The organism is Streptomyces sp. NPDC001678 (assembly GCF_042892945.1).
Lineage (GTDB): Bacteria > Actinomycetota > Actinomycetes > Streptomycetales > Streptomycetaceae > Streptomyces.
The window spans coordinates 260,757-284,537 of sequence record NZ_JBIAUP010000010.1 but is presented as its reverse complement, the minus strand read 5'-3'; the positions used below and the strand labels follow the sequence as shown (position 1 = coordinate 284,537).

At 73.0% G+C, this 23,781-nt stretch carries 24 protein-coding genes and 1 riboswitch; of the genes, 18 read left to right on the top strand and 6 right to left on the bottom strand.

All coding sequences use genetic code 11. The features are described from left to right. The first annotated feature begins 102 nt into the window (after positions 1 to 102). The 3 genes from ACFYZR_RS22270 to ACFYZR_RS22260 all read left to right on the top strand — a co-directional run bounded on the left by ACFYZR_RS22270 (position 103) and on the right by ACFYZR_RS22260 (position 1,312). Entirely contained in the window at positions 103 to 453 is a 351-nt protein-coding gene (locus tag ACFYZR_RS22270; protein ID WP_391912841.1) for a DUF3618 domain-containing protein, read from the top strand. Positions 454 to 593: 140 nt separating this feature from the next. Then, a complete protein-coding gene (locus tag ACFYZR_RS22265) occupies positions 594 to 896 on the top strand; it encodes a co-chaperone GroES (protein WP_048831771.1) in 303 nt (100 codons plus the stop codon). Continuing rightward, a riboswitch (guanidine-III (ykkC-III) riboswitch) is annotated at positions 894 to 959 on the top strand. (Overlaps the previous gene by 3 nt.) Before the next feature lie 32 nt (positions 960 to 991). Then, a complete protein-coding gene (locus ACFYZR_RS22260) occupies positions 992 to 1,312 on the top strand; it encodes a multidrug efflux SMR transporter (protein ID WP_229348848.1) in 321 nt (106 codons plus the stop codon). 34 nt (positions 1,313 to 1,346) lie between these two features. Here ACFYZR_RS22260 and ACFYZR_RS22255 read toward each other — a convergent pair whose 3' ends face one another. Then, on the bottom strand, positions 1,347 to 3,659 hold the full coding sequence (locus ACFYZR_RS22255) for a transglycosylase domain-containing protein (protein WP_391912839.1): 2,313 nt from the start codon (positions 3,657 to 3,659) through the stop codon (positions 1,347 to 1,349). A 324-nt stretch (positions 3,660 to 3,983) separates the two neighbouring features. Between ACFYZR_RS22255 and ACFYZR_RS22250 the strand changes: the two genes are divergently transcribed. From ACFYZR_RS22250 to ACFYZR_RS22235, 4 genes are all read left to right on the top strand, one after another. Then, the gene (locus ACFYZR_RS22250; protein WP_391912837.1) at positions 3,984 to 4,784 is read left to right on the top strand and encodes an ABC transporter permease; all 801 of its coding nucleotides are present in this window, start codon (positions 3,984 to 3,986) and stop codon (positions 4,782 to 4,784) included. Positions 4,785 to 4,854: 70 nt separating this feature from the next. Continuing rightward, entirely contained in the window at positions 4,855 to 5,619 is a 765-nt protein-coding gene (locus ACFYZR_RS22245) for an ABC transporter permease (protein ID WP_391912923.1), read from the top strand. A gap of 8 nt (positions 5,620 to 5,627) precedes the next feature. Then, complete coding sequence (locus ACFYZR_RS22240; protein ID WP_391912835.1) at positions 5,628 to 6,584, top strand: ATP-binding cassette domain-containing protein; 957 nt, start codon at positions 5,628 to 5,630, stop codon at positions 6,582 to 6,584. 48 nt (positions 6,585 to 6,632) lie between these two features. Further along, positions 6,633 to 7,337: a DUF1707 domain-containing protein gene (locus ACFYZR_RS22235; protein WP_391912833.1), complete on the top strand. Its 705-nt coding sequence runs from the start codon at positions 6,633 to 6,635 to the stop codon at positions 7,335 to 7,337. A 42-nt stretch (positions 7,338 to 7,379) separates the two neighbouring features. On the opposite strand, the gene ACFYZR_RS22230 is transcribed toward ACFYZR_RS22235, so the two are convergent. Next, positions 7,380 to 8,699 carry an SGNH/GDSL hydrolase family protein gene (locus tag ACFYZR_RS22230; RefSeq protein ID WP_391912831.1) on the bottom strand — a complete coding sequence of 440 codons (1,320 nt, stop codon included), beginning with the start codon at positions 8,697 to 8,699 and terminating at the stop codon, positions 7,380 to 7,382. Between the two features lie 157 nt (positions 8,700 to 8,856). On the opposite strand from ACFYZR_RS22230, the gene ACFYZR_RS22225 reads away from it, so the two are divergent. The 8 genes from ACFYZR_RS22225 to ACFYZR_RS22190 all read left to right on the top strand — a co-directional run bounded on the left by ACFYZR_RS22225 (position 8,857) and on the right by ACFYZR_RS22190 (position 16,513). Further along, the gene (locus ACFYZR_RS22225) at positions 8,857 to 10,206 is read left to right on the top strand and encodes a DUF445 domain-containing protein (protein WP_391912829.1); all 1,350 of its coding nucleotides are present in this window, start codon (positions 8,857 to 8,859) and stop codon (positions 10,204 to 10,206) included. Positions 10,207 to 10,308: 102 nt separating this feature from the next. Next, a complete protein-coding gene (locus ACFYZR_RS22220) occupies positions 10,309 to 10,509 on the top strand; it encodes a DUF3311 domain-containing protein (RefSeq protein WP_391912827.1) in 201 nt (66 codons plus the stop codon). Further along, the gene (locus ACFYZR_RS22215) at positions 10,506 to 12,053 is read left to right on the top strand and encodes a sodium:solute symporter (RefSeq protein WP_391912825.1); all 1,548 of its coding nucleotides are present in this window, start codon (positions 10,506 to 10,508) and stop codon (positions 12,051 to 12,053) included. Before ACFYZR_RS22220 ends, ACFYZR_RS22215 begins: the two co-directional genes overlap by 4 nt. 71 nt (positions 12,054 to 12,124) lie before the next feature. Continuing rightward, positions 12,125 to 12,436: a DUF6412 domain-containing protein gene (locus ACFYZR_RS22210; RefSeq protein WP_391912823.1), complete on the top strand. Its 312-nt coding sequence runs from the start codon at positions 12,125 to 12,127 to the stop codon at positions 12,434 to 12,436. A 150-nt stretch (positions 12,437 to 12,586) separates the two neighbouring features. Beyond that, on the top strand, positions 12,587 to 13,384 hold the full coding sequence (locus ACFYZR_RS22205; protein WP_391912821.1) for a YidC/Oxa1 family membrane protein insertase: 798 nt from the start codon (positions 12,587 to 12,589) through the stop codon (positions 13,382 to 13,384). A gap of 106 nt (positions 13,385 to 13,490) precedes the next feature. Further along, positions 13,491 to 14,363 (top strand): fumarylacetoacetate hydrolase family protein, encoded by an 873-nt coding sequence (locus tag ACFYZR_RS22200; protein WP_391912819.1) that lies wholly within the window; start codon positions 13,491 to 13,493, stop codon positions 14,361 to 14,363. A 185-nt stretch (positions 14,364 to 14,548) separates the two neighbouring features. Next, positions 14,549 to 15,976, top strand: coding sequence for a choice-of-anchor A family protein (locus ACFYZR_RS22195; RefSeq protein WP_391912817.1), 1,428 nt, complete (start codon positions 14,549 to 14,551; stop codon positions 15,974 to 15,976). Positions 15,977 to 15,979: 3 nt separating this feature from the next. After that, entirely contained in the window at positions 15,980 to 16,513 is a 534-nt protein-coding gene (locus tag ACFYZR_RS22190) for a class I SAM-dependent methyltransferase (protein ID WP_391912815.1), read from the top strand. A gap of 5 nt (positions 16,514 to 16,518) precedes the next feature. On the opposite strand, the gene ACFYZR_RS22185 is transcribed toward ACFYZR_RS22190, so the two are convergent. After that, the gene (locus tag ACFYZR_RS22185; RefSeq protein WP_391912922.1) at positions 16,519 to 17,451 is read right to left on the bottom strand and encodes an NADP-dependent oxidoreductase; all 933 of its coding nucleotides are present in this window, start codon (positions 17,449 to 17,451) and stop codon (positions 16,519 to 16,521) included. Between the two features lie 87 nt (positions 17,452 to 17,538). Between ACFYZR_RS22185 and ACFYZR_RS22180 the strand changes: the two genes are divergently transcribed. Beyond that, positions 17,539 to 18,495, top strand: a complete 957-nt coding sequence (locus ACFYZR_RS22180; protein ID WP_391912813.1) for a GlxA family transcriptional regulator — start codon at positions 17,539 to 17,541, stop codon at positions 18,493 to 18,495. 73 nt (positions 18,496 to 18,568) lie between these two features. Here ACFYZR_RS22180 and bla read toward each other — a convergent pair whose 3' ends face one another. Beyond that, a complete protein-coding gene (gene bla, locus ACFYZR_RS22175; RefSeq protein ID WP_391912811.1) occupies positions 18,569 to 19,492 on the bottom strand; it encodes a class A beta-lactamase in 924 nt (307 codons plus the stop codon). 119 nt (positions 19,493 to 19,611) lie between these two features. After that, positions 19,612 to 20,241, bottom strand: coding sequence for a pyridoxamine 5'-phosphate oxidase family protein (locus ACFYZR_RS22170; protein WP_391912809.1), 630 nt, complete (start codon positions 20,239 to 20,241; stop codon positions 19,612 to 19,614). Positions 20,242 to 20,339: 98 nt separating this feature from the next. On the opposite strand from ACFYZR_RS22170, the gene ACFYZR_RS22165 reads away from it, so the two are divergent. Next, a complete protein-coding gene (locus ACFYZR_RS22165; protein WP_391912807.1) occupies positions 20,340 to 21,266 on the top strand; it encodes a phosphotransferase in 927 nt (308 codons plus the stop codon). On the opposite strand, the gene ACFYZR_RS22160 is transcribed toward ACFYZR_RS22165, so the two are convergent. Then, a complete protein-coding gene (locus tag ACFYZR_RS22160; protein WP_391912805.1) occupies positions 21,258 to 22,349 on the bottom strand; it encodes a Gfo/Idh/MocA family oxidoreductase in 1,092 nt (363 codons plus the stop codon). The two genes, ACFYZR_RS22165 and ACFYZR_RS22160, sit on opposite strands and share 9 nt — an antisense overlap. A 48-nt stretch (positions 22,350 to 22,397) precedes the next feature. Here ACFYZR_RS22160 and ACFYZR_RS22155 point away from each other — a divergent pair, with 48 nt between their 5' ends. Beyond that, the gene (locus tag ACFYZR_RS22155) at positions 22,398 to 23,597 is read left to right on the top strand and encodes an ROK family protein (protein WP_391912803.1); all 1,200 of its coding nucleotides are present in this window, start codon (positions 22,398 to 22,400) and stop codon (positions 23,595 to 23,597) included. Positions 23,598 to 23,781 lie beyond the last annotated feature (184 nt).

Here is a 23,781-nt window from a genome sequence, read left to right as displayed (position 1 = left end):
AGCCAGGTCACGGTTCGGGGGTGCCGCGGGGCGGTGGCCCCGGGGAGCTGACAGACTGTAGTCATCACTCTTCATTCTTATCGACGAGACGGAGGCAGCGCGGTGGCGGAAGCCAGGACCCCTGCGCAGATCGAGGCGGACATCGACCGCCGGCGGCAGGAGCTCGCCGTTGTGCTCGACGAGATCGGGGTGCGGATGCACCCGAGCACGATCATCGGGGACGCCCGGGCGAAGGTGAGCTCGAAGGTGGACCATGTGGCGGGCCGGGCGTGTGTGGCGGCCAACCGGGTCGTCTCCCAGGTGCGCTCCGGTTTTGTCAGCAAGGAGGGCGAGCCTCGTCTGGAGAGGATCGTTCCGGTGGCGATGGTGGCCGTGGGTGTGATCGGTCTGCTGGTGTCCTCGTCGAAGTCCGGCGGGAAGGCCGCCAAGGCGACGGGCCGCCGCAAGGGATAGCCAAGGGATAGCCAAGGGATGGCGACGGTGCGGGTGGCCGGTTCGGGCCGGATGACCGCCCAGTGGCCTCGGTGCCGCCTTCGGGCGGGTACGGTCTTGGCGTGAGTACGAATACCACCCACGACAAGCTGCCCATCCGGATGCTCCACGACCGGGTTCTGGTCCGGACCGACATTCCCGAGGGCGAGCGCCGGTCCACCGGCGGGATCGTCATTCCGGCGACGGCGGCGGTGGGCCGCCGGCTGGCCTGGGCCGAGGTCGTCGCGGTCGGGCAGAGCGTACGCACGGTGGAGCCGGGAGACCGGGTGCTGTACGACCCGGAGGACCGTGCCGAGGTGGAGGTCCGCGGTGTCGCCTATGTGCTGATGCGCGAGCGGGATCTCCACGCGGTGGCGGCGGAGCGGCTGGAGGGGTCGGAGGACTCCACGGGGCTGTACCTGTAGTTGCTACGCTCGTAGGCAACCCGACGAGACGCGCCGTACCGGGTCAGGACAAGACGACGCACCCCTGGAGAGTCGTTTTCACCGGAGGTGCCGTCATGGCATGGGTTCTGCTCGCTGTCGCCGGTCTGCTCGAGGTCGGCTGGTCGATCGGCATGAAGTACACCGAGGGTTTCACGCGGCTGTGGCCGAGCGTGTTCACGGTCGCGGGCATCGCGGCGAGCATGCTGCTGCTGGCCCAGGCCGCGCGGACGCTGCCGATCGGCACGGCGTACGGCGTGTGGGTCGGCATCGGCGCGGCCGGGGCGGCGGTGCTCGGCATGGTGGTGCTGGGTGAGCCGGCGACCGCCGCGCGGATCTTCTTCATCGTGCTGTTGCTGGTGGCGGTCGTCGGTTTGAAGGCGACGTCCGGCCACTGAGCTGTCGGTAGCCGTCGGTAGCCGTCGGTAGCCGTCAGTATTCATAGCCCAGCAGGTCTCCGTGCCGGTCCGACTTGCCCTCGCCCGGTGGGCCGAAGGTCGGCGGGCCGGGCGGGGTCGGGAAGCCCGGCGGTGTGGGCGGCTGGGGGATCGGGATCGTCGGCGGCAGGCTGGGCACCGGGAGGGACGGCGGGCCGGTCGGCGGGGCCGAGGACGGCGGGCCGGTCGGCGAGGGGGGCGCGGCGCTCGGCGAGGGTTCCAGCGTCGGCGGGGCCGCGCCGTTCTCCAGCTCCAGGTCGAAGTCGGTGGCCTCGGTGCCCTCCAGGGCCTGCGCGGTGTAGGCGCCCCAGATCTGCGCCGGGTAGCCGCCGCCGTTGATGCGGTCCTCGCCCGTGGCTCCGTACAGCGGCTTCTGGTCGCCGGTGTCGGGGTCCTGGCCCATCACGGCGACGACGGTGGCGAGGTCGGGGGTGTAGCCGGCGAACCAGGCGGCCTTGTCCTCCTCGGCCGTGCCCGTCTTGCCGGCCGCCGGGCGGCCCGCCGACTGGGCGCGGCGACCGGTGCCGGCCTCCACGACGCTCTGGAGGATGGACGTGGTGGTGTCGGCGGCCTCGCGGGAGACGGCCTGCCGGGTGTCCTCGCCGTCCGGCAGCTGGACCTCCTCGCCGCCCTTGGAGACCTTCTCGACCAGCGTGTACGGGCCGTGTCTGCCGTGGTTGGCGAGGGTCGCGTAGGCCTGGGCCATGTCCAGGACGCTGGCGGTGGCGGGGCCCAGGGCGATGGAGGGCGTGGCGGTGAGGTCGGGGGTCTTCTCGGGGACGCCGAGGGCGACGGCGGTCTCCTTGACCTTGCGGGGGCCGACGTCCTGGGCCATCTGCGCGTAGACGGCGTTGACGGACAGGTCGGTGGCCCGGGTGACGGTGATGTGGGGGTAGGAGTAGCCGTCCTCGTTCTCGGGGGCGTAGCCGACGGGCCCGTCGGGGCCTTGTACGGGGCGTTTGTTGGTGCCGTCGTAGACGGTGTTCGGGGTGATGGTCTGGCCGGTGAGCGTGGTCGCGTGGTTGTCGACGGCGGAGGTGAAGACGAACGGCTTGAAGGTGGAGCCGACCTGGTAGTCGCGGCGGGTGGCGTTGTTGACGTACTGCTTGGTGTAGTCGATGCCGCCGTAGAGGGCGACGACCTTGCCGGTCTTGGGGTCGACGGAGGCGCCGCCGGCGCGGACGTAGCGGTCGACCTTGCGGGTGTCGCTGAGTTCGCTCATCAGCTGGTCGCGGACGGCGGCGACGAAGGCGTCCTGTTTCTTCTTCTCGATGGTGGTGGTGATGCGGTAGCCGCCGGTGGCGAGGGTGTTCTCGTCGACGATCTTGTTGCTGGTGAGGTAGTCCTTGACGGCCTCGACGAGATAGCCGCGCTGGCCGGACATGCTCAGCCGGGGCTTGGTCTTGCCGGGGGTGGGGAAGGTCATTGCGGCCCGGTCGGCGGGGCTGAGCCACTTCTTCTTGACCATGCCGTCGAGGACGTAGCGCCAACGGGCCTCGGCGCGCGGCCTGTTCTCGGGGTGGGCGCCGACGTCGTAGGCGCTGGGGGCGTTGAGGAGGGTGGCCAGGTAGGCGCCCTCGGCGGTGGTGAGTTTGTCCGAGTCCTTGTTGTAGTACGCCTGGGAGGCGGCCTGGACGCCGTAGGCGTTGCGCCCGAAGTAGCTGGTGTTGAGGTAGCCCTCGAGGATGTCGTTCTTGCTCTCCTCGCGGTCCAGCTTGATGGCGATGAAGAATTCCTTCACCTTGCGGCTGATGGTCTGTTCCTGGCCCAGGTAGTAGTTCTTGACGTACTGCTGGGTGATGGTGGAGCCGGACTGCTTGCCCTTGCCGGTGACGGTGTTCCAGGCGGCGCGCAGCATGGCCTCGGGGTTGACGGCGGACTCGGAGTAGTAGTCGCGGTCCTCGGCGGCGAGGACGGCGTGCTGGACGTCCCGGGGGACCTTGCTGAGCGGCACGCTCTCGCGGTTGACCTCGCCGTCGCGGGCGAGCTGGGAGCCGTCGGAGTAGAGGAAGACGTTGCTCTCGGCGGTGGCGGCCTTGTTGGCCGGGGGGATGTTCACGAGCATGTAGCCGGCGATCAGTCCGCCGACGATGATCAGGACGATCAGCAGGAAGCCGCCGAGGACCATCCGCCAGGTGGGTACGAGCCGGCGCCAGCCCGTCCGGCGGGGGCGGCCGGGCCGGCCCTCCCGGCGGGGGCCGTTGCCCGGCCCGGCGGGGGGCGCGCCGTGCGCCGGGCCTCTGGGGGCCCAGCCCGGCGGCGCGTGGCCGCGTCCGGCGGGACGCCGCTGTGACTGCTCGTCGCTCATGTCTTAGGGACTCCTCGGCCGCCGCCGGGGTTGTGCCGCCTCGGCGGAGGGGTGTCGTCTCGGGCGGGTCCGGACTGCGTCGTACGCCCCGGAGGACACTGTCGCATCATGCGTTCCGGCGGAAGGGCCCAGCGCACCGTTGGGGGGCCCGGAAGGGCCGTTCGGGCCAGTCCGACCACTCCATGGAGTGAAAATCCATGGTTCCTGGACGTGGTGTACGGCTAGGCTCCTGCGCTTCGGGGTGCGGCGGCCCGAAGCGGACGCGGCCCGGTGCGGGGGGCGCGAGGACGCTCGACCGGGTTCAACGAGGAGAGGGACGCCAGGATGCGGTTGTACGCGGCGGTCGCGGTCAGCGGCTTCCGGCGGCACGCCACGTACCGGGTGGCCACGGTCGCCGGGGTGTTCACCAACACCGTCTTCGGCTTCATCATCGCGTACACCTATATCGCGCTGTGGAACGAGCGTCCCCACCTGGGCGGTTACGGCCGGGAGCAGGCGCTGACGTTCGTGTGGACGAGCCAGGCGCTGCTGGGTGCGGCGTGTCTGATCGGCGGTGGGTTCCAGGAGGAGCTGCAGGAGCGGATCCGCTCCGGGGACATCGCGGTGGACCTCTACCGGCCCGCCGATCTCCAGCTGTGGTGGCTGGCGAGTGACATGGGCCGGGCCTTCTTCCAGCTGCTGGGGCGGGGCGTCGCCCCGCTGACCGTGGGCGCCCTGTGCTTCGAACTGGCGTTACCGGGCCTGTCCTTGGCCTGGCCGGCGTTTCTGCTGTCGGTCCTCCTGGGGCTGCTGGTGAGCTTCGGGCTGCGGTATCTGGTGGGGCTGTGCGCCTTCTGGCTGCTGGACGGCGCGGGGGTCAACATGTCGTTTGCCCTGCTGAGCATCTTCTTCTCCGGGACGCTGCTGCCGCTCAACGTCTTCCCGGGTGCCTTCGGCGAGGTCGCGCGGGCGCTGCCGTGGTCGGCGATGCTGCAGGTGCCGACGGACGTCCTGCTGGAGCGGCGGACCGGCGCGGGGCTGGCGGCGGCGCTGGGGTTCCAGGCCGCGTGGGCGGTGGCGCTGCTGCTGGCGGGGCGGGCGCTCCAGTCGGCGGCCACCCGGAAGGTGGTGGTCCAGGGTGGCTGAGGCGGAGGCGTACGCGCGTGGGCTCTCGCACGTCCGGGACGGGGTGCGCGCCTACGGGCTCGTGGTGCGGATGTGGGTGCGGTCGACGATGGCGTACCGGGTGTCGTTCGTGATGATGACGGTCGGCAACTTCGCGGCGACGGCCCTGGACTTCGTCGCGATCGCGTTCATGTTCTCCCACATCGACGTGCTCGGCGGGTTCACGTTGCCGGAAGTGGCCTTCCTCTACGGCACGACGAGCACGTCCTTCGGGCTCGCGGATCTCGTCCTGGGCAATCTGGACCGGGTCGGTCGGCGGGTGCGCGACGGGACGATGGACACGCTGCTGACGCGCCCCGCGCCGGTCCTGGCGCAGGTGGCCGCCGACCAGTTCGCGCTGCGCAGGCTGGGGCGGGTGACGCAGGGCGCGCTGCTGCTGGGGTGGTCGCTGTCGCGGCTGGACGTGGCGTGGACGCCGGTGACGGTGCTGCTCGTGCCGGTGATGCTGGTGACGGGTGCGGTGATCTTCGGTGCGCTGTTCGTGGTGGGGGCGGCGTTCCAGTTCCGGGCGGTCGACGCGGCCGAGGTGCAGAACGCGTTCACCTATGGCGGGACGACGCTGCTGCAGTACCCGCCGTCGGTGTTCGCCAAGGAGCTGGTGCGCGGGGTGACGTTCGTGGTGCCGCTGGCCTTCGTCAACTGGTTGCCGGCGCTGCGGGTGCTGGGGCGGGACGATCCGCTGGGGCTGCCGGGTTGGGTGGACTTCGCGTCGCCGCTGGTGGCGCTGGTGTGCTGGGTGCTGGCGGGGCTGGCCTGGCGGGTGGGGCTCAGGGGCTATCGGAGTACGGGGAGTTGACGGTCTCGGTGGATGATCTGATCCTTCTGGAAGGCGTCGAGAAGGTCTTCGACGTACGCCGCAAGGCCGGGTTCCTGCGGCGGGAGCGGCACCGGGTGCGCGCGGTGGACGGCATCGGCTTCCGGGTCCCGCGCGGGGAGATGGTCGGCTACATCGGGCCGAACGGCGCGGGCAAGTCCACCACGATCAAGATGCTGACGGGCATCCTGACGCCCAGCGCGGGCCGGCTGCGGGTCGCTGGCATCGACCCCTCGCGGGACCGCTCGAAGCTGGCGCGCCGGATCGGGGTCGTCTTCGGGCAGCGCACCACGCTGTGGTGGGACCTGCCGTTGCGGGATTCCTACGGTCTGGTGCGCCGGATGTACCGGATTCCCGACGGCCGTTACCGGGCCAATCTGGAGCGCTGTGTGGAGCTCCTCGACCTCGGGGAGCTGCTGGACGTACCGGTGCGGCAGTTGTCGCTGGGGCAGCGGATGCGCGGGGACATCGCCGCGGCCCTGCTCCACGATCCCGAGGTGCTCTACCTCGACGAGCCGACCATCGGGCTGGACGTGGTGAGCAAGGCCAAGGTGCGGGAGTTCCTGCGGGACGTCAACGCCGAGCGCGGGATGACGGTGCTGCTGACGACCCATGACCTGACCGACATCGAGCAGTTGTGCAAGCGGGTGATGGTCATCGACCACGGCCGGCTGGTCTACGACGGCGGGCTGGACGGCCTCCACGCGAAGGGCGGGAGCGAGCGGATGCTCGTCGTCGACCTGGAGCGGGAGTTCCCGCCCATCACGGGCGTACCCGGGGCCCGGGTGGTGCGGGTGGAGGGGCCGCGCCAGTGGCTGGCGTTCGCCGCCACGCACAGCGCGGCGCCCGTCGTGGCGGCGGTGGCCGAGCGCTATCCGCTGGTGGACCTGTCGGTGCGGGAACCGGACATCGAGCAGGTCATCGCCCGGATGTACGCCGAGAGGTGACGACGGGCGCGCTGTGGCCATCCGGCCTGGGCATCTAATCTGTCCGCCATGATGAGCGAACTTCCTGAGATGCGGGCCTCCGACGCGGAGCGCGAACGGATCGCCGAGGTCCTGCGCGAGGCCGCCGCCGAGGGCCGGCTGACCATGGAGGAGTTCGAGGAGCGCCTGGACGCCGCGTACAAGGCCCGTACGCACGCCGAGCTGACCCCGCTGGTGCGGGATCTGCCGGTGCCCTCGGGCGCCGGCCGGGAGGCCGCCGCGCCGGCGCCGGCGGGCGGGGGCGGCTGGGCGGAGCGCGTCGGCGGGCCCGCCACCTCCACCTGGGCGGTGGCGATCTGGGGCGGTTTCAGCCGCGCGGGCCGCTGGACCGTGGGACGGCGCTTCACCGCCTTCACCATGTGGGGCGGCGGGAAGATCGACCTGCGCGAGGCCCGCTTCGAGGACCGCGAGGTCGTCATCCGCTGCTTCGCCCTCATGGGCGGCATGGGCGTCGTCGTCCCCCCGGACCTCGACGTGGAGGTGCGCGGCATCGGCATCATGGGCGGCTTCGGCGACAGGGCGACCGGACCCGGCACACCCGGCTCGCCCAAGGTGCGGATCACCGGCCTCGCGCTCTGGGGCGGCGTCGGCGTCGAGCGCAAGGCGACCCGGGCCGAACGGGAGCGGCTGCGCGAGCAGAAGCGGCTGGAGTGGGACCAGAAGGGGCTGGAGTGGGACGACCGGCGCGACGGCGGCGGCAAGACCCTCGGGTAGGCCGGGCAGCCCGGGTGGCCCGGGCAGCCGTCGGCCCGGCGGTCACAGCGCCGCCCTGACCTCCCCCTTGAGCACCCCCACGTCCAGCGTCCGGGCCATCGCCAGATAGCCGGCGTCGTTCGGGTGGAGATGGTCCCCGCAGTCGTACGCCGGGAGGAGGCGCTGCGGGTCGGCCGGGTCGCGCAGCGTCCGGTCGAAGTCGACGACGTCGTCGAAGACCCGCCCCGAGCGGATCTCGGCGTTGACCCCGCGCCGGACGAGCTCCTGGTCCGGCCCGGTGCCCGTCCGCCCGCCGAAGGGCGACAGCGTCGCGCCCGTCACCCGCAGCCCGCGCGTGTGGGCCCGTTCCACCAGCGTCCGCAGTCCCGCCGCGATCCGCGCGGGATCGGTCTGGCGGGGGCTGCGCAGGATGTCGTTGACGCCGAGCTCGACGACGAGGGCGCGTACGCCCGTGCGGGAGAGCACATCGCGGTCGAAGCGGTCCAGGGCACTGGGATTGTTGCTGGCGGAGGAGCCCATTCCGCCGAGCAGGACGCGATTGCCGCTGATGCCCTCGTTGAGCACGCCCAGGCGCGGTGCGCCGCGCTCGGTGCGCAGCCGGTCGGCGAGGAAGTCGGTCCAGCGGTGGTCGGCGCCGATGGTGGCGGAGACGCCGTCGGTGATGGAGTCGCCGAGGGCCACCACCGCGCCCGTGGCCTCGGCGGTCCAGACGTCGACGGCCGTGACATAGCGCCAGTACAGGCTCTTCGCGGTGAACGCGGCGCCGCCCGCGTCCAGCGTCCGGTCGCCGGGGGCGAGGTAGGAGACCTGCCGGGCGTGCGGGTGGATGGTCACGGGTCCGGCCGGCCGGGAGACGTAGGTGCTGATCAGCAGGTCGGCGGGGGCGTCGACGGGGAGGCGGACCGGGTCGCTGTAGGTCGCCCGCCCGGCCGGGACGGTCACCGAGCGCTCCCCGCCGAAGGTCAGCTCCCGCATGCCGTCCGGCGCGGCCGCCGGGCCGCCGGGTGCGGCGGCGAGGGCGAGCGAGGCGTGGTCGACGGTCAGCGGGGCGCCGCCGAAGAGATTGGAGAGCTGGACGCGGGCCATGCCGCCGGCGAGCGTCGTGTGCACCACATTGCGGATGGACCGGCCGGGGTAGCCCCGTGCCGTGCCCGGCTCGGCGGCGGCCGGGGACGCCGACCAGGAGCCGATCCAGCGCCCGGCGGCGGCCGGCGCGGCCGGGCGCCGGCTCGGTTCCTGGTCGGCCGTGCCGTCCGCCCCGCCCACGCCGGTGAATATCGCCACCGAGGCGGCCACGACCAGGGCCACCAGCGCGGCCAGCAGGGCGTGGGCCGCGCCACGGGACGGGGGTGGCCTGTTCATCGCGGACAACTCCCGGGGACACATCGACGGCGCGGGACACATCGGCGGCGAACGACGGCCGGACGTGGGGAACGACGCCGGGGAACTCTTCGTCCGTTCCCCGAGTACGTCGGGTAGGGACAATGCACAGCGAGGACAGTCGGAACGGGTGGTGTCGATGAAACGGTTCCATGAAGAGGAGCCGGCTGCCGCCGGGGGCGGCGCGAATGCCGCCGATGGAGTGATGCTGCCCGGGCCGGCGGCCGGATTCACCTACAGCGCGGCGGACGAGGAGAAACGGCGCGGCGTGCGCCGGATGAAGGCCCTCGCGACGGGACTGCTGCTGACCGTGGCCCTCGTGTACGCCCTCACGAAGTGGGCGCAGTCCGCCGGCGCGGGCGGCTGGGCCGGGTATGTGGCCGCGGCCGCCGAGGCGGGCATGGTCGGCGCGCTGGCCGACTGGTTCGCGGTCACCGCGCTCTTCCGGCGGCCCATGGGCCTGCCCATCCCGCACACCGCGATCATCCCCACCAAGAAGGACCAGCTGGGCCAGAGCCTGGGCGAGTTCGTCGGCGAGAACTTCCTCTCCGGCGACGTGGTGCGGGTACGGCTGCGGGCCGTCGGCATCGGCTCCCGGCTCGGCGCCTGGCTGTCCGACCCCGCGCACGCCGACCGGGTCACCGCCGAGCTGGCCACGGCGCTGCGCGGCGCCCTGACCGTGCTGCGCGACTCCGACGTCCAGGCGGTCGTCGGCGAGGCCATCACCCGGCGCGCCGACGCCGTGGAGATCGCCCCCGGCATCGGCGCGACCCTGGAGAAGGTCGTCGCCGACGGCGGCCACCACAGGGTCGTCGACCTGGTGTGCGTACGGGCCCACGACTGGCTCGTCGTCCACAGCGACTCCGTCATGTCCGCCGTCACCGGTGGCGCCCCCGGCTGGACGCCGCGCTTCGTCGACCGCAAGGTCGGCGAACGCGTCTACAAGGAGCTGCTGCGCTTCGTCACCGAGATGCGCGACATGCCGGACCACCCGGCGCGCGGCGCCGTCGACCGCTTCCTGACGGACTTCGCCCGCGACCTCCAGTCCGACGAGGACACCCGGGCCCGGGTGGAGCGGCTGAAGTCCGAGGTGCTGGGGCGCGGCGAGGTCCAGGACGTGATCGCCTCGGTCTGGTCCTCGGTCCGCGCGATGATCGTCGCCGCCGCCGAGGACGAGCGCAGCGAGCTGCGGCTGCGCACCCGCGCCTCGATCCTCTCGCTGGGCGCCCGGATGACGGACGACGAGCGGCTGCGCCGGAAGGTCGACGGCTGGCTGGAGGACGCGGCCGTCTATGTGGTGACGACCTATCGGGACGAGATCACCGCCCTGATCACGGAGACGGTGGCGGGCTGGGACGCGGAGCAGACCTCCCGCAAGATCGAGGCCCACATCGGCCGGGACCTCCAGTTCATCCGCATCAACGGCACGGTGGTGGGCGCCCTGGCGGGCCTGCTGATCTACACGGCGTCACGGCTGCTGGGGGCGTGAGCTCCGTTGCTGGGGCGTGAGACCTGCTGATGGGGGCGTGAGTCCGGCTGCTGGGGGCGGGAGACCTGGGGGCGCGAGCCCCTACCCCCTAGGGTCGGGGGCGTGCTGAAGAAACGTCCCACTCTCCTGTGGCTCCTGGCGCCGTACGTGCTCTACCTGGCCGCCCTGCCTCTCGTGGACCGCGTCCACCCGACCGTGCTGGGCCTGCCCTTCCTGTTCTTCTGGCTGCTCCTGGCCACCCTCCTCACCCCCGTCGCCGTCTTCCTCGCCTGGCGTGGCGACCGCGCGCGGGGCCGGGCATGAGCGGGAACGCCGCCGTCGCCTCGGCGATCTTCGGCGTCTTCATGCTCCTGACCGTCGCCTTCGGCCTGCTGGCCGTCCGGGGACACGGCCGCGGCGGTGGGCTCGCCGAGTGGTCGGTGGGCGGCCGCAGCCTGGGCACGGTCTTCATCTGGGTGCTGATGGCGGGTGAGGGCTACACCAGCTTCAGCTACCTCGGCGCGGCGGGCTGGGGCTACAACTACGGCGCGCCCGTCCTCTACGTCGTCGCGTACCTCTCCTGCGGCTACGCCATCGGCTATGTCGTCGGGCCGACGCTGTGGGCCTACGCCCGCCGCCACGGGCTCGTCAGCATCACGGACATGGTGGCCCACCGCTACGGCCGACCATGGGTGGGTGCGCTGGTGGCGGTCCTGGCGACGGTGTGCCTGCTGCCGTACATCCAGCTTCAGATCACCGGGATGGGAGTCGTCGTCTCGACGATCTCCTACGGCGCGATCAGCCTGAACTGGGCCTACTTCATCGCCTTCGCGGTCACCACCACCTTCGTGGTCGTGAGCGGCCTGCGCGGCAGCGCGTGGGTGTCCGTGCTCAAGGACGTCCTCGTCATCGGCACCCTCGGCTTCCTCGCCGTCTACGTCCCCCTCCACTACTTCGACGGCTACGGGCCCTTCCTGGGCCGGATGGTGGCGGAGAAGCCGGACTGGCTGACCTTCTCCGGGCACGGCGGCAGCGGCATGGCCGGCGGCTGGTTCGTCACGACGAGCTTCCTCAACTCCCTGACGGTCGTCATCTTCCCGACGACCGTGGCGGGCTATCTGGGCGCCCGGAACGCCGACGCCCTGCGGCGCAACGCGATCCTGCTGCCCTTCTACAACGTGCTGCTGTTCGTGCCGATGCTGCTGGGTATGGCGGCGATCTTCGTGGTGCCCGGGCTCACCGGGGCGGGCTCGAACCTGGCGCTGTTCAAGCTGGTGGTCGACTCGCTGCCGGCGTGGGCGGTCGGGGTGATCGGGGTGGCCGGGGCGCTCTCGTCGATCGTTCCGATGGCCGTGTTCATGCTGGTCATCGGCACGATGTGGGGACGGAGCGTGCTGGGCGCGATCCCCCGGCTCGCACAGCGCCCGGAGCGGCAGAAGGCGGCGGCGCAGGTCGTGGTGGTCGGGGCGGGCGTGCTGGCGCTGCTGCTCACGTACACCGCGCCCAACACGCTGGTGCGGCTCTCGCTCATCTCCTACGAGGGCATGGCCCAGCTCGTTCCCATGATCCTGCTGGGGCTGATGTGGCGGAGGCTGACGCTGTGGGGCGCCCTGAGCGGCCTTGTGGTGGGCGGCACGCTGGTGTGCGCGCTGGTCTTCACCGGGCACGACCCGGTGTGGGGAGTGAACGCGGGCGCCCTGGCGCTGGTGGCGAACGTGCTGGTGGCGCTGGCGGTGTCGTGGTGGGGCCCGCGGCCGGGACCGGCCGAGGCGGCCCGGCCCGACGACGAGGTCCTGGCCCGGGACCCGGGCCGCGATCCGGAGCGGGACGGTGCCCCCGCCGGTGCCGTTGTCAGTGGCGGGGACTAGTATCGGCGGCAGTTGAGATGTGATCAGGTGTTCGCCTGATCGTGAGACTTGGTCGGCAGGGGGGAGCTGTGGTGAGCGTCGTCTTCCGTACGCACGTGAGCATGCTCCTCTTCCTGCTCGCCGAGCTGTGGCCGGCGCAGAGCGGGCTGAGCGGCCTGATGGCCTCGATGGCCGTCGCCGTCGCCGCCTCCGTGGTGGCCACCGCGGCGCTGCTGCTCGCCGCCGTCGCCGCCCGGACGTCCGGCCCGCTCACCCCCACCCGAATACGCACGGCGATCCGGGACCGTGAGCTGCGGACGGCGTTCCTCGCCCAGCGTGATCCCGATGCCCGGGGCCGTCGACGGCCCCGGGCACCCGGCCGTTCCGTCCTGACGGCCGCGTAGGCGCGCACACCCGGGCTTTCACCGCCCCGTGGGGGTGCCCGCGCGGCTCGTCACACCGAAATTCCTCGCCTCTTTTGGCTGCGCCTTTTTGGGCTGCGCCTTTTTGGCTTCGTTCGGTCACGACGGGACCCCGTGGAGGGCTCACTCGCCATGTCTTTCCTCTCACCGCTGTTCACCTCGCTCGGTTCGCTTCTCACCCACCTCGCGGACGCGGCCGAGCCGCTCTTCGGCGCCTCGGCCACGGCCGTCGCGATCGCGGTCCTCACCTGCTGCGTACGGCTCGCGCTGCTCCCGCTCGCCCGGTCGGCGGCGCGGGGCGAGCGCACCCGGGCCGAGCTCGCGCCCCGGCTGGCCGAGCTGAAGCGCAAGCACGGCAAGGACCCCGAGCGGCTGCGCGAGGAGGGGGCGAAGCTGTACGCGGAGTCCGGGGCGTCGCCGCTGGCCGGCTGTCTGCCGGCGCTCGCCCAGCTCCCGGTCTTCTATGTGATGTACCACCTGTTCTCCACCGGCGACGGCGGGGATCTGCTGGAGCACACGCTGCTGGGCGCTCCCCTCGGCGGCCGCTGGGCGGGCGCGCTGGGCCACGGCGGAGCGTTCGGCGCCCAGGGGCTGGTGTACCTGGGGCTGTTCGCGCTGATCGCGGCCGTGGCGACGTGGACGTACCTGCGCAACCGCAAGGCCGCCGCCGCGCTGCCGGCGCCGGCGGCGGGAGACGAGCAGGTGCCGGGGATGGCGGCGATGGCGAAGGTGCTGCCGCTGCTGTCGTTCGGCACGCTGGTCACGGCCGCGGTGGTGCCGCTGGCGGCCGCGCTGTACCTGGCGACGACCACCACGTGGACGGCGGTGGAGCGGGTGCTGCTCCAGCCGCTGCGCACGCCGCGCGAGACGGTGCCGGGGAACCGGGTCGGGAGGACGGGTCCGAAGAACGGGAGGACTTCCGCCGCCTAGGGGCCCAGGGGGATGGAGCCAGGGGGACAGGGGACAGGGGCCAGGGGCCGAAAGGGGGCTTGTGGAGACAGCCTCCGGTCCTGTTCGATCATGTGGGGGTGTGGTGATGAGACTGCTGAGGGTCGGGCCCGCCGGGGCCGAGCGCCCGGCGCTGCTGGAGGAGGACGGGACGCTGCGCGACCTGTCGCCCCTGGTGGCGGATGTCGACGGGGCGCTGCTCGGCGACCCCGCGGCCCTCGACCGCGTCCGGGCGGCCGTAGGGGCCCGGATCCTGCCCGTCCTCGACCCGGCCGGGCTGCGCACCGGCCCGCCCCTGGCCAGGATCGGCAAGATCGTGGGCATAGGCGTCAACTACCGCGATCTCGTCGCCCAGAGCCGGGTGGCGACACCGGCCGAGCCGGTGGTGTTCCTCAAGGCGCCCGACACGGTCGTCGGCCCGGACGACACGGTGCTGGTGCCGCGCGGCAGCGTGAAGACGGACTGGGAGATCGAGCTGGGCGTCGTCATCGGCCGTACCGCGCGCTATCTGCGGACGGACGAGGAGGCGCTGGCGGCGGTCGCGGGCTATGTCCTCTCCCACGACGTCTCCGAGCGCGCGTACCAGAACGGGCGCAACGGCGGGCAGTGGGGCAACGCGTGGGGCAAGGGCAAGAACTACGAGACGTTCAATCCGCTGGGGCCCTGGCTGGTGACGGCCGATGAGATACCCGACCCACAGGCGCTGAGGATGCGTATGTGGGTCAACGGCCGGCTGATGCAGGACTCCAGCACGGCGGAGCAGATCTTTCCGGTGGCCCATCTGGTGCGTCATCTGAGCCAGTACATGACGCTCCACCCCGGGGACGTCGTCAACACCGGCACCCCGGCGGGTGTGGCGCTGGCCCGGCCCGAGCCCAAGCCGTATCTGCGGGCCGGGGACGTGGTGGAGCTGGAGATCGAGGGGCTGGGCAGGCAGCGGCAGCAGCTCAAGGACGCCTGAGCGCTCCGCTGGATGCGCGGTCGGTCTGCTGCGGACCGTCCGTGGCCGGCCGCGCCCACGCGGCGGTAGCCGCATATCGACGCTGCCCCGCGCCCCTCCGGGGCACGGTACCGCGGTGGGCCGTCCGGGGGGACGGAGGCGTGTGCTGCGGCGATCCGGCACCCCTACTAGGCATATTTTCGGATATGCACCCCACGCAGCCCGCGCAGCACACCCGGCCCATGCAGCACAAGGAGTATGTGCGATGGCTCCGGGTGAACCGCCCGGCGGCCTCGGTGATGGCCCTGCTGTCCCTGATCGGGGGCGCGTTGCTGGCCTGTGCCTTCAGCATGATGGGCACCGAGGACTCAGCGCCCGTGGCGGGCCCGGGGCCCTGTGTCCCGGGGACGTGCCCGGGCGCGTACCCCGAGCCGAACAACGGCCCCGTCACCAGCCGGGACAACGGCGTCAACATCTTCGTCGGCGGCGACTACACCGTGCGCCAGGCGGCGGCGGACGCCGAGGGACGGATCGTCGTGCTGGGCGACTTCGACGTCTCCAAGGCCGCCGGGGTCCCGCCCGCCTACAACGTGGGCGTCGTCGGGACCGGTTCCCGGGTGCCGCCGGAGAACGGCTCGCCGTTCCTGAGGATCGGCGGCGACCTCAAGGTGGCCGCCGGGCAGCGGCTCGTGGCCGAGCAGGGTCCGGTCAGCGGGACCGTGGCGTACGCCGGGAGCGTCCACACCGGCACGGTCAGCCCCAAGGCCGTACGCGACGTGGGCACCGTCGCCCTCTACGGGCCCCTGCGCGAGGAGCTGACCTCCGCCAGCGACTGCTACGCCTACGAGCGGGGGGCGGCCCGCCGCAGCACGGGCACGGCCGTCAACCAGGGCGCCGCCACGGTCTTCACCGGCGACGGCCGCTCCCGCCTCCAGGTCTTCAACGCCCCCTTCGACCTCGTCGCGCCCGGCGGCGGCGCGCAGGAGCTGCTGTTCCGCAATGTCCCGGACGGGGCGACCGTGCTCGTCAACGTCACCAACCCCGAGGGCGGTACGACCCGGACCGTCAGCACGTCCTCCGGCAGGCTCACCGGAGTGCGGAGGGAGCGGCTGCTGTGGAACTTCCCCGACGCGAAGGAGGTCCGCCTCGCCGGCGGCGGCCAGCTGGACGGCACCGTGCTCGTCGGACGCCGCTCCAGCGTCACACGGGTCACCCTGCCGGGCATCAACGGCCGGTTCTTCACGGCCGGTTCCCTCGTCCACGAGTCCGGCGCCGGAGCGGGCGGCCAGGCCCTCCACGCCTACCCCTTCGACGGCTCCCTCCCCGACTGCGGCACCACCGTGCCCGCGGACCCCGCCGACTCCGGCGAGCCCCTGCCCCTGCCGGTGACCGGCGGCCCCGCCGCCCCGGCCGTCGGCCCGGCCGGACTCGCCGGCGCCCCCGGGGCCTCCTGGTCCTCCGCCCCGGACGCGTCGGTCGTGCCGGACGCGCCCGTCGCCGGCGACGGCCATGAACTGGCCCGCACCGGACCGCCGATGGGCGCGTACATGGCGGCGGGCACGGCCCTCGTCGCCGCAGGTGCCGGACTCGCCCTCGTCGTCCTGTTCCGGACCCGGATGAGGGTGGTGGAGTGAGCGATGCCCCGCACCCCCAGCGGCTGCTACCCCGTCGTCAGCCTCCGCCTCGCACGCCGCGTCCTCGGTGACGACCCGAGGCGCGACGTGCGCTGGATCACCGCCGAGCCGGGCATGCGCTGCGCCGAGATCGGCAGCGGCGGCGGGTACTACACCCCCGCCCTCGCCGCCCACCTGGGCCCCGGCGGCCTGCTGATCGCGCTCGACCCGGCCGCCCACGACCCCCGCGCCCACTGCCGTACGGGACCGGGCGCGAGGACCGTCCACGTCGGTGGCGACGGCCTGGCCCTGCCCTTCGCCTCCGCCGCCCTGGACGCGCTGTTCTACAGCTACAGCCTGGAGGAGATGGCCGACCCGGCGGTGGCGCTGGCCGAGGCCGCCCGGGTCCTGCGCCCGGGCGGGCAGCTCGTGCTCTTCCTCTGGCGCCCCGTGCTCCGGCGGGGGCACATGGCCGCGCTGAGCGACGCCGACGCCTTCGATCTGCGGCGTGCCCGGCGCGGCGGCCAGAACCTGCGCCTGGCCTACCGCAGGCGCTGACGCGATCAGGGAATGGTGAGGACGACCTTCCCGGTCACCCGGTTGGTGTCGCCCAGCGCGTGCCCCTCGGCGGCCCGGTCCAGCGGGAAGACGGCCTCGACGACCGCCTTCAGCTTGCCCGCGCGCATGAGGTCCGCGATGGACCGCATGCCCTCCTGGTCGGCCTCGACGAGCAGGGGGCGGAAGCGCACGCCCCGGGCGGCGGCCCGCTCCGGGAGGTCCGCCGCGTAGGAGCGCAGGGCGATGTTGATCAGCTGCCCGCCGGGCTTGAGGACGTCGAGGGAGCGGTCGGCGGTGTCGCCGCCGATGGTGTCGAAGACCAGGTCGACGGGGTCGATCTCGGTGAAGTCCTGGCTGCGGTAGTCGATCGCCTCGTCCACGCCGAGCTCGCGCAGGAGCGCGTGCTTGGGGGCGCTGGCCGTGCCGATCACATACGCGCCCCGCTCCTTGGCGATCTGCACGGCGAGGTGGCCCACGCCGCCGGCCGCGGCGTGGATCAGCACCCGCTGTCCGGGCCGGACGTCCGCCGCGTCCACGAGCACCTGCCAGGCCGTCAGGGCGGCCAGCGGGATCGCGCCCGCCTGGACGTGGTCGACGCCCTCCGGCTTGCGCACCAGGGCACGGGCCGGGGCGACGACGTACTCGGCGAACGACCCCACGCCGTAGGGGTAGGGGAGCATGCCGAACACCTCGTCCCCGGGCTCGTGCAGCGTGACGCCGACGCCCACGGCCTCGACGACGCCCGACACGTCCCAGCCCAGCACCATCGGGAGCCGGTCGAGGAAGCCGGCGCCCTGCCGGTGCTTCCAGTCCGTGGGGTTCATGCCCGCCGCGCGGACGCGGACCAGTACCTCGGAGGGGCCGGGGACCGGCCGCTCGGTCTCGATCATGTGAACGACCTCGGGGCCGCCGTAGCTGTCCTGGCTGATCGCCTTCATCGTGCTTGTGCTCATGACCGCAAGGATTCATCGCCCCGGAACCCCGTCGACAGTGGCCCGGAGGCCATGATGTGCAAGGATCGGGCCATGCATCGTGTGGTGGTCCTGGCGCTGGACGGCGTCATCCCGTTCGAGCTGAGCCTGGCGTCGCGCCTGTTCGGCGTGGCCACAGGCGCGGACGGGCAGCGGCTCTACGAAGTGCTGACCTGCTCGCCGGACGGCGGCCCGGTCCGCACGGGCGCCGACTTCTCGATCAGCGTCGAGCACGACGCGTCGGTGCTGGCCACGGCCGACACCGTGGTGATCCCCGCGTCGGAGACGTTCGCCGACATCGTCGACAGCGAGGCGCTGCCCGCCCCCGTGGCCGAGGCGCTGGCCCGCGTCCGCCCCGACACCCGCATCGTCGGGATCTGCCTCACCACGTACGTCCTGGCGGCGGCGGGCCTGCTGGACGGCAAGGGCGCGGCCACCCACTGGTGCCACGCGGACCGTTTCCAGCGGCTGTACCCCCGGGTCGCCCTGGCGCCCGACGTGCTCTTCGTGGACGCCGGCCGCGTCCTGACCTCGGCGGGGGCCGCGGCGGGCATCGACCTGATCCTCCACCTCATCCGGCGGGACCACGGCAGTGGCGTCGCCAACTACGTGGCCCGCCGCTGCGTCGTCCCCCCGCAGCGGGAGGGCGGCCAGGCGCAGTACGTGGAACGCCCGGTGCCGCACAGCGCCGACACCGGCACGTCCGCGACCCGCGCCTGGGCCCTGGACCGCCTCCACGAGCCCATCCAGCTCACCGACCTGGCCCGGCACGCGGGCATGAGCCGGCGCACCTTCACCCGACACTTCCGCGCCGAGGTCGGCCTCAGCCCCGGCCAGTGGCTCACCCAGCAACGCGTCGACCTGGCCCGCCACCTCCTGGAGAGCAGCGACCTCCCGGTCACCCGCATCGCCGAACGCGTCGGCTTCGGCACGGACGCGACCCTGCGCCAGCACCTCCACACGGCGATCGGCGTCTCACCGGGGGCGTACCGGAGGACGTTCCGGGCGTGACGTCACCCGGGTACGTCATCTGCCGGTGCGTCGTGGCCGGTCGCGCAGTTCCCCGCGCCCCTTCGGGGCGCTGCTAGACGAGGGACGGTCCCACGAGTGCCGCGATGTCGGCCACCAGCTGGTTGTTCGTCGGGGCCGTGGCGGAGAGGCTCGTCGTCAGGACGGCGAGGACTATCGGGGCGCGGCGGTGCGGGGGCCAGACGATGCCGACGTCGTTGGCGACGGCGTAGGCCGAGCCGCCGCCGGTCTTGTCGGCGAGGGTCCAGCCCGGCAGGCCCTTGCGGAAGCGCTGCTTATTGGTGGTGTTGGCGATCAGCCAGCCGGTCAGGAGCTCGCGGTCCCGGTGGGGGAGCGCGGCGCCGAGGACGAGCCGTTCGTAGGTGCGGCCGATGGCGGCGGGGGTGGTGGTGTCGGTGTCGCGGCCGGGCTCGGCGGAGTTGAGCTCGGGCTCCCAGCGGTCGAGGCGGGTCGTGTCGTCGCCGATCGAGCGGCAGAAGCGGGTGATCGCGGTCGGGCCGCCCAGCTCGCGCAGGAGCAGGTTCGCGGCGGCGTTGTCGCTCTCGCTGACGGCGGCGGCGCACAGTTCGGCGACGGTCATGCCGTTCGCGAGGTTCTCCGGCTTCGCGGTGGAGTCGGCGTAGCCCGAGTCGTCGATCAGCTGCTGCGTGTACCGGATGCGCTTGCCGAGGAGTTCGCCGTGCCGGTCCTGGCGCAGGACGGCAGCCGCGGCGAGGGTCTTGAACACCGAGCACATCGGGAACGCGTCGTCCGCGCCGTGCTCGACGGTCCGGCCCGTGGCCGTGTCGCGCGCGTACACACCGATGCGGACCGAGTGCTTCCGCTCCCATTCCCGCAGTTGCCGCGTGATCTCGTCCTCACGCCGCGGCGTGGCCGCCACGGCGCTGCCGCCCGTGGTCAGCGTGGTGGCGGCCAGCACGGCTCCGGTGCCGAGCGCCAGCATGGCGCGGCGCGACGGGTTTGCCCCTGTGGTCTCCAACGTCTCGGTTTCCTCTCCAGTTGCGGCCAGGACATCACTCACGACGCCGCAAAAGAGGGCACTGGTTCCACTTCGCCCCGATCACTCTGATCGCTCCGATTCAGAGTGATCCGGTCATTTCAGCTGTACAGGCCGTCCGCGTACCGAGGGCCGTAGTAGCTCTCCAGCTCCTCCAGCGACGCCTCGGGGCGCTCCAGGCGCTTGGCGATCCGCGCGCGCGAGGCCACCTCCTCGGGCCGCCACGTCTCCGGCTTCCAGAGGGCGGACCGCAGGAAGGCCTTGGAGCAGTGGTGGAAGACCTCCTCGATCTCGACGAGGAGCGCGAGCCGGGGGCGGTGCCCCTTGACCACCATTTCGTCGAAGAAGGGCGCGTCGCGCAGGAGCCGGGCGCGGCCGTTGACGCGGAGGGTGTCCCCGCGCCCGGGGATGAGGAAGACCAGCCCGACGTGAGGGTTGCTCAGGATGTTGAAGAAGCCGTCGGCACGGCGGTTGCCGGGGCGTTCCGGGATGACGAGGGTGGTGTCGTCGAGGACGAGCGCGAAGCCGTGGGGGTCGCCCTTCGGGGAGACGTCGCAGGTGCCGTCGGCCGCTGCCGTCGCCACGAGGCAGAGCGGCGAGCGGGCCAGCCACTCCTTGTCGAGGTCGTGCAGCCGGGTACGGACCTTGTCGCGTGCCGCCGCCGTCGGCTCGCCCAGCAGTTCGCGTAGTTCCTCGGGCGAGGTGATCTCCGCTATCTCAGCGGTATCCATCGGTAGCTCCTTCCCGTTGGGCTGGATCATGCTGTCCCGAGCTTAGGTCCCGGGAAAACTCTTCGACAGGGCCCTGCCGGGACGGCAAGATCAACTGCATGACGAACCTCAGCGGACGCGCCGAACGCGCCGTGGACATCGCGACCCGGGCCGGGCGCCGGCTGGGGCTCCACGCCCGCGAACCCCGCGTGCTGCACGACGTGTTCAACGTGCTGGTGCACCTCGCGCCCGAGCCCGTCGTCGTGCGGGTGCCGTCCCTGGGCTTCGCCGGCGCCGAGGAGCTGGAGCGCAAGCAGCGCCGCGAACTCGCCGTCGCGGGCTGGCTGGCGGACACCGGCGCCCCCGTCGTCCGGCCCAGCCCCCTCGTGCCGCGCGAGCCGGTCGTGACCGACGGGACGTCGCTGACGTTCTGGGAGTTCGTCAGCGAGGAGAAGCCCGCCGCCGACGAGGACCTCCAGGAACGGTTCGTCGAACAGACCGGGAACGCGGCCGAGTTGCACGCCCTCCTGGCCGGCTACCCCGGTGAACTGCCCGTGCTCTCCCCGCTCGTACCGGGCCTGCGCCCTCTCCTGGACGAGCTGGGCAAGCGCCGCCCGGACGGCCTCACCGCGGCGGACCTGGACCGGGCCGAGGGCGAGTACGCCGCGCTCGAAGCGCTGGCCGCGGACCTGCCCGCGCACTTCCCCGGCGCCCGCCTCCAGCCGCTGCACGGCGACTCCCCGGCGTACAACATGCTGCGCGTCACCGGCGGTCGCCGGCTCTTCAACGACTTCGAGGACGTCACCCTCGGCCCCGTGGAGTGGGATCTGACCCTCGTCGGCCCGCGCGGGATCGAGGCGTACGAGCGCGCCGGCGGCGGGCCCGTGGACCCCGCCCTCCTGGAGGCCATGGAGGGCGCGCGGCTGCTGCAGGTGGTGGGGGCGCTGGCGTTCGTGCCGGTGATGCCGGAGATGGGGGCGATGCTGGAGCCCGCCGTCGCACAGTGGCGCGAGCGGGCCCCGCTGTCCGTCAGCCGTTCAGTCTGACAGCGTGACCGTGCGCGCCTCGGCGGCGGAGGTCCTCGCCGCCTCCAGCACGCGCAGCGCGGCCGCCGCCTCCCGGGCCGTGACCGGCGGCAGGCCGCCCGTGCGCAGCGCCTCGGCGATCGCGGCGTAGTACGCGGGGTAGTCGCCCGGCAGCGTCGGCACCGGTTCGCCGCCGCCCGTCAGCGGGGACTCCCCGGCGCCCAGCCGGCCCCAGGAGGACTCCGCCTCGACGCCCCAGGAGGCCGCCGAGTCCGGCCGCAGCCCCTCGCGGAGCGCGCCCTCCTGCGGGTCGAGCCCGTACTTCACATAGCCGGCCGTGTCGCCCAGCACCCGGAAGCGCGGGCCGAGCTGGGCGGCGGTGGCGCTCATCCACAGGTGGGAGCGGACGCCGCAGGCGTGGCCGATGGCGATGAACGTGTCGTCGTCCGCCTCCGCGCCCGCCCGGCGCACGTCCGACTCGGCGTAGACCGTGACGGCCGGGCCGAAGAGGGTGAGGGCCTGGTCGACGAGATGGCTGCCCAGGTCGTAGAGGATGCCGCCGATCTCGGCGGGGTCGCCGGACTCGCGCCAGCCGCCCTTGGGGCGGGGCCGCCAGCGCTCGAAACGGGACTCGAAGCGCTGGACCTTGCCGAGCGCGCCGCCCTCGACCAGCTTGGCGACGGTACGGAAGTCGTTGTCCCAGCGGCGGTTCTGGAACGCGCTGAGCAGCAGCCCGCGCTCCTCGGCCAGCGCGGCCAGCCCCTCCGCCTCGGCGGCGGTCGCGGCCAGCGGCTTGTCGACGACGACCGGCAGCCCGGCCTCCAGCGCGGCCCGCGCGAGGGGGACGTGGGTGCGGTTGGGGGAGGCGATGACGACCAGGTCGAGGTCCTCCGCGCGCTCCAGGAGCGCCTCGGTGGTGGCGACGGTACGGGCGCGGGGGTGCTCGGCGACGGCCTGCCGCTGCCGCTCGGGGTTGGCGGTGACCACCGTGTCGAGGGTGAGCCCGTCGGCGGCGGCGATGAGCGGGGCGTGGAAGACGGAGCCCGCGAGGCCGTAGCCGATCAGGCCGACGCGGAAGGGGGCGGTGTCCATGCCGGTGTCCATGCCCTCCACTTTGGCAATGCTGTTGCGTAAGTGCAAGTGGAGGGGAGAATGGGGCCTGTGAGCAATCTTGGAGCCAACCTCGCCGCCTTGCGCGACCACAACGCCGCCGTGGTCCTCGGACTGCTGCGCGACGCGGGCGAGGGCGGTGCGAGCCGCGCGGAGCTGGCCGCGCGGTCGGGGCTGACGCCGCAGGCCGTCAGCAAGATCACGGCGCGGCTGCGGGCGGAGGGCTTCGCGGCCGAGGCCGGACGGAGGGTCTCCACGGGCGGCAAGCCGGCGACGGCGCTCCGGCTGGTGCCGGGGGCGGGGCGGGCGGTGGGGGTGCACCTCGACCGGGACGCCGTGACGGTCACGGTCGTCGATCTCGCGGGGTCGCCCGTCGTGACTCGCACGGCGCGCCTTGCCCTCGGCGCGGGAGCGGAGGCGGTGCTCGACGTGATCGTGAGCGAGGTGCGGGCGGTGCTGGAAGACGGAGGAGTCCCTGATCCCGCCCCTTCCCGTAACCGGGGGCTCCGCCCCCGGACCCCCGCTCCTCAAGCGCCGGAGGGGCTGATTTCGCCGCTCCTCGGCGTCGGTGTCGCCGCGCCCGGGCCGCTCGATCACGTCGGTGGCGTCCTCCGGGACGTCACCGGATTCCCCCAGTGGAGCGGCTTCCCCCTGCGGGACGCGCTGGCCGAACGGCTCGGCCCGCCCGCCGGGCTGCCCGTCGCCCTGCCCGTCGTCCTCGACAAGGACACCAACGCCGCCGCCCTCGGCCTCCTGCGGTCCGCCCCGAGCGAGCCCGGCTCCTTCGCCTACCTCCACCTCGGCACCGGCCTGGGCGCCGGGCTCGTGCTCGGCGGCGAGGTGCACCGGGGCGCCCGGACCGGCGCCGGGGAGTTCGGGCACCAGGTGCTGCGGCTCGACGGGCCGCCGTGCCCCTGCGGCAGACGCGGCTGCCTCGAAGTCCTCTGCCTGCGGGCCGTCGCCGACGGCGACACCGCCCTCGCCGCGCGGCTGCTCGGCGTCGGCGCCGCCAACCTCGTCCAGCTGCTGGACATCGACCGTGTGCTGCTCGGCGGCCGGACGGTGCTGGCCGACCCCGACCCGTACGTACAGGGCGTACGCGCCGAGCTCCCCGCGTCCGTGCCTGTGGCCGTCGCCCCCGGCGGGGAGCGCGCCGTGGTCGAGGGCGCGGCCGAACTCGTGCTCGCGCCGCTCTTCGGCACGGGCCGCGCCCTGGCGCCCGTTACCCCCGGGGGGCGATAGTGCCCCGAAGGGGCGCGGGGCAGTGTCGATGTGCGGCTACCGCCGCGTGGGCGCGACCAGCCACGACGCACCAGCAGGTGACGTACCGGACTGCCGGCGGAGTGCTTGGCGCTTGATCGGATCAAACGACCGTCGGCTCATCGGGCGGCGTTTGACACCCGGTCGGCCGTACGGAGCCGTGCCG

Bases quoted from the DNA above. Each gene is read 5' to 3' on its own strand.
- ACFYZR_RS22265 (WP_048831771.1), top strand. From the start codon at position 594: ATGCTCCACGACCGGGTTCTGGTCCGGACCGACATTCCCGAGGGCGAG.
- ACFYZR_RS22260 (WP_229348848.1), top strand. From the start codon at position 992: ATGGCATGGGTTCTGCTCGCTGTCGCCGGTCTGCTCGAGGTCGGCTGG.
- ACFYZR_RS22255 (WP_391912839.1), bottom strand. From the start codon at position 3,659: ATGAGCGACGAGCAGTCACAGCGGCGTCCCGCCGGACGCGGCCACGCG.
- ACFYZR_RS22250 (WP_391912837.1), top strand. From the start codon at position 3,984: ATGCGGTTGTACGCGGCGGTCGCGGTCAGCGGCTTCCGGCGGCACGCC.
- ACFYZR_RS22245 (WP_391912923.1), top strand. From the start codon at position 4,855: ATGTGGGTGCGGTCGACGATGGCGTACCGGGTGTCGTTCGTGATGATG.
- ACFYZR_RS22235 (WP_391912833.1), top strand. From the start codon at position 6,633: ATGATGAGCGAACTTCCTGAGATGCGGGCCTCCGACGCGGAGCGCGAA.
- ACFYZR_RS22230 (WP_391912831.1), bottom strand. From the start codon at position 8,699: ATGAACAGGCCACCCCCGTCCCGTGGCGCGGCCCACGCCCTGCTGGCC.
- ACFYZR_RS22225 (WP_391912829.1), top strand. From the start codon at position 8,857: ATGAAACGGTTCCATGAAGAGGAGCCGGCTGCCGCCGGGGGCGGCGCG.
- ACFYZR_RS22215 (WP_391912825.1), top strand. From the start codon at position 10,506: ATGAGCGGGAACGCCGCCGTCGCCTCGGCGATCTTCGGCGTCTTCATG.
- ACFYZR_RS22205 (WP_391912821.1), top strand. From the start codon at position 12,587: ATGTCTTTCCTCTCACCGCTGTTCACCTCGCTCGGTTCGCTTCTCACC.
- ACFYZR_RS22200 (WP_391912819.1), top strand. From the start codon at position 13,491: ATGAGACTGCTGAGGGTCGGGCCCGCCGGGGCCGAGCGCCCGGCGCTG.
- ACFYZR_RS22195 (WP_391912817.1), top strand. From the start codon at position 14,549: ATGCACCCCACGCAGCCCGCGCAGCACACCCGGCCCATGCAGCACAAG.
- ACFYZR_RS22190 (WP_391912815.1), top strand. From the start codon at position 15,980: ATGCCCCGCACCCCCAGCGGCTGCTACCCCGTCGTCAGCCTCCGCCTC.
- ACFYZR_RS22185 (WP_391912922.1), bottom strand. From the start codon at position 17,451: ATGAAGGCGATCAGCCAGGACAGCTACGGCGGCCCCGAGGTCGTTCAC.
- ACFYZR_RS22180 (WP_391912813.1), top strand. From the start codon at position 17,539: ATGCATCGTGTGGTGGTCCTGGCGCTGGACGGCGTCATCCCGTTCGAG.
- ACFYZR_RS22170 (WP_391912809.1), bottom strand. From the start codon at position 20,241: ATGGATACCGCTGAGATAGCGGAGATCACCTCGCCCGAGGAACTACGC.
- ACFYZR_RS22165 (WP_391912807.1), top strand. From the start codon at position 20,340: ATGACGAACCTCAGCGGACGCGCCGAACGCGCCGTGGACATCGCGACC.
- ACFYZR_RS22160 (WP_391912805.1), bottom strand. From the start codon at position 22,349: ATGGACACCGGCATGGACACCGCCCCCTTCCGCGTCGGCCTGATCGGC.
- ACFYZR_RS22155 (WP_391912803.1), top strand. From the start codon at position 22,398: ATGGGGCCTGTGAGCAATCTTGGAGCCAACCTCGCCGCCTTGCGCGAC.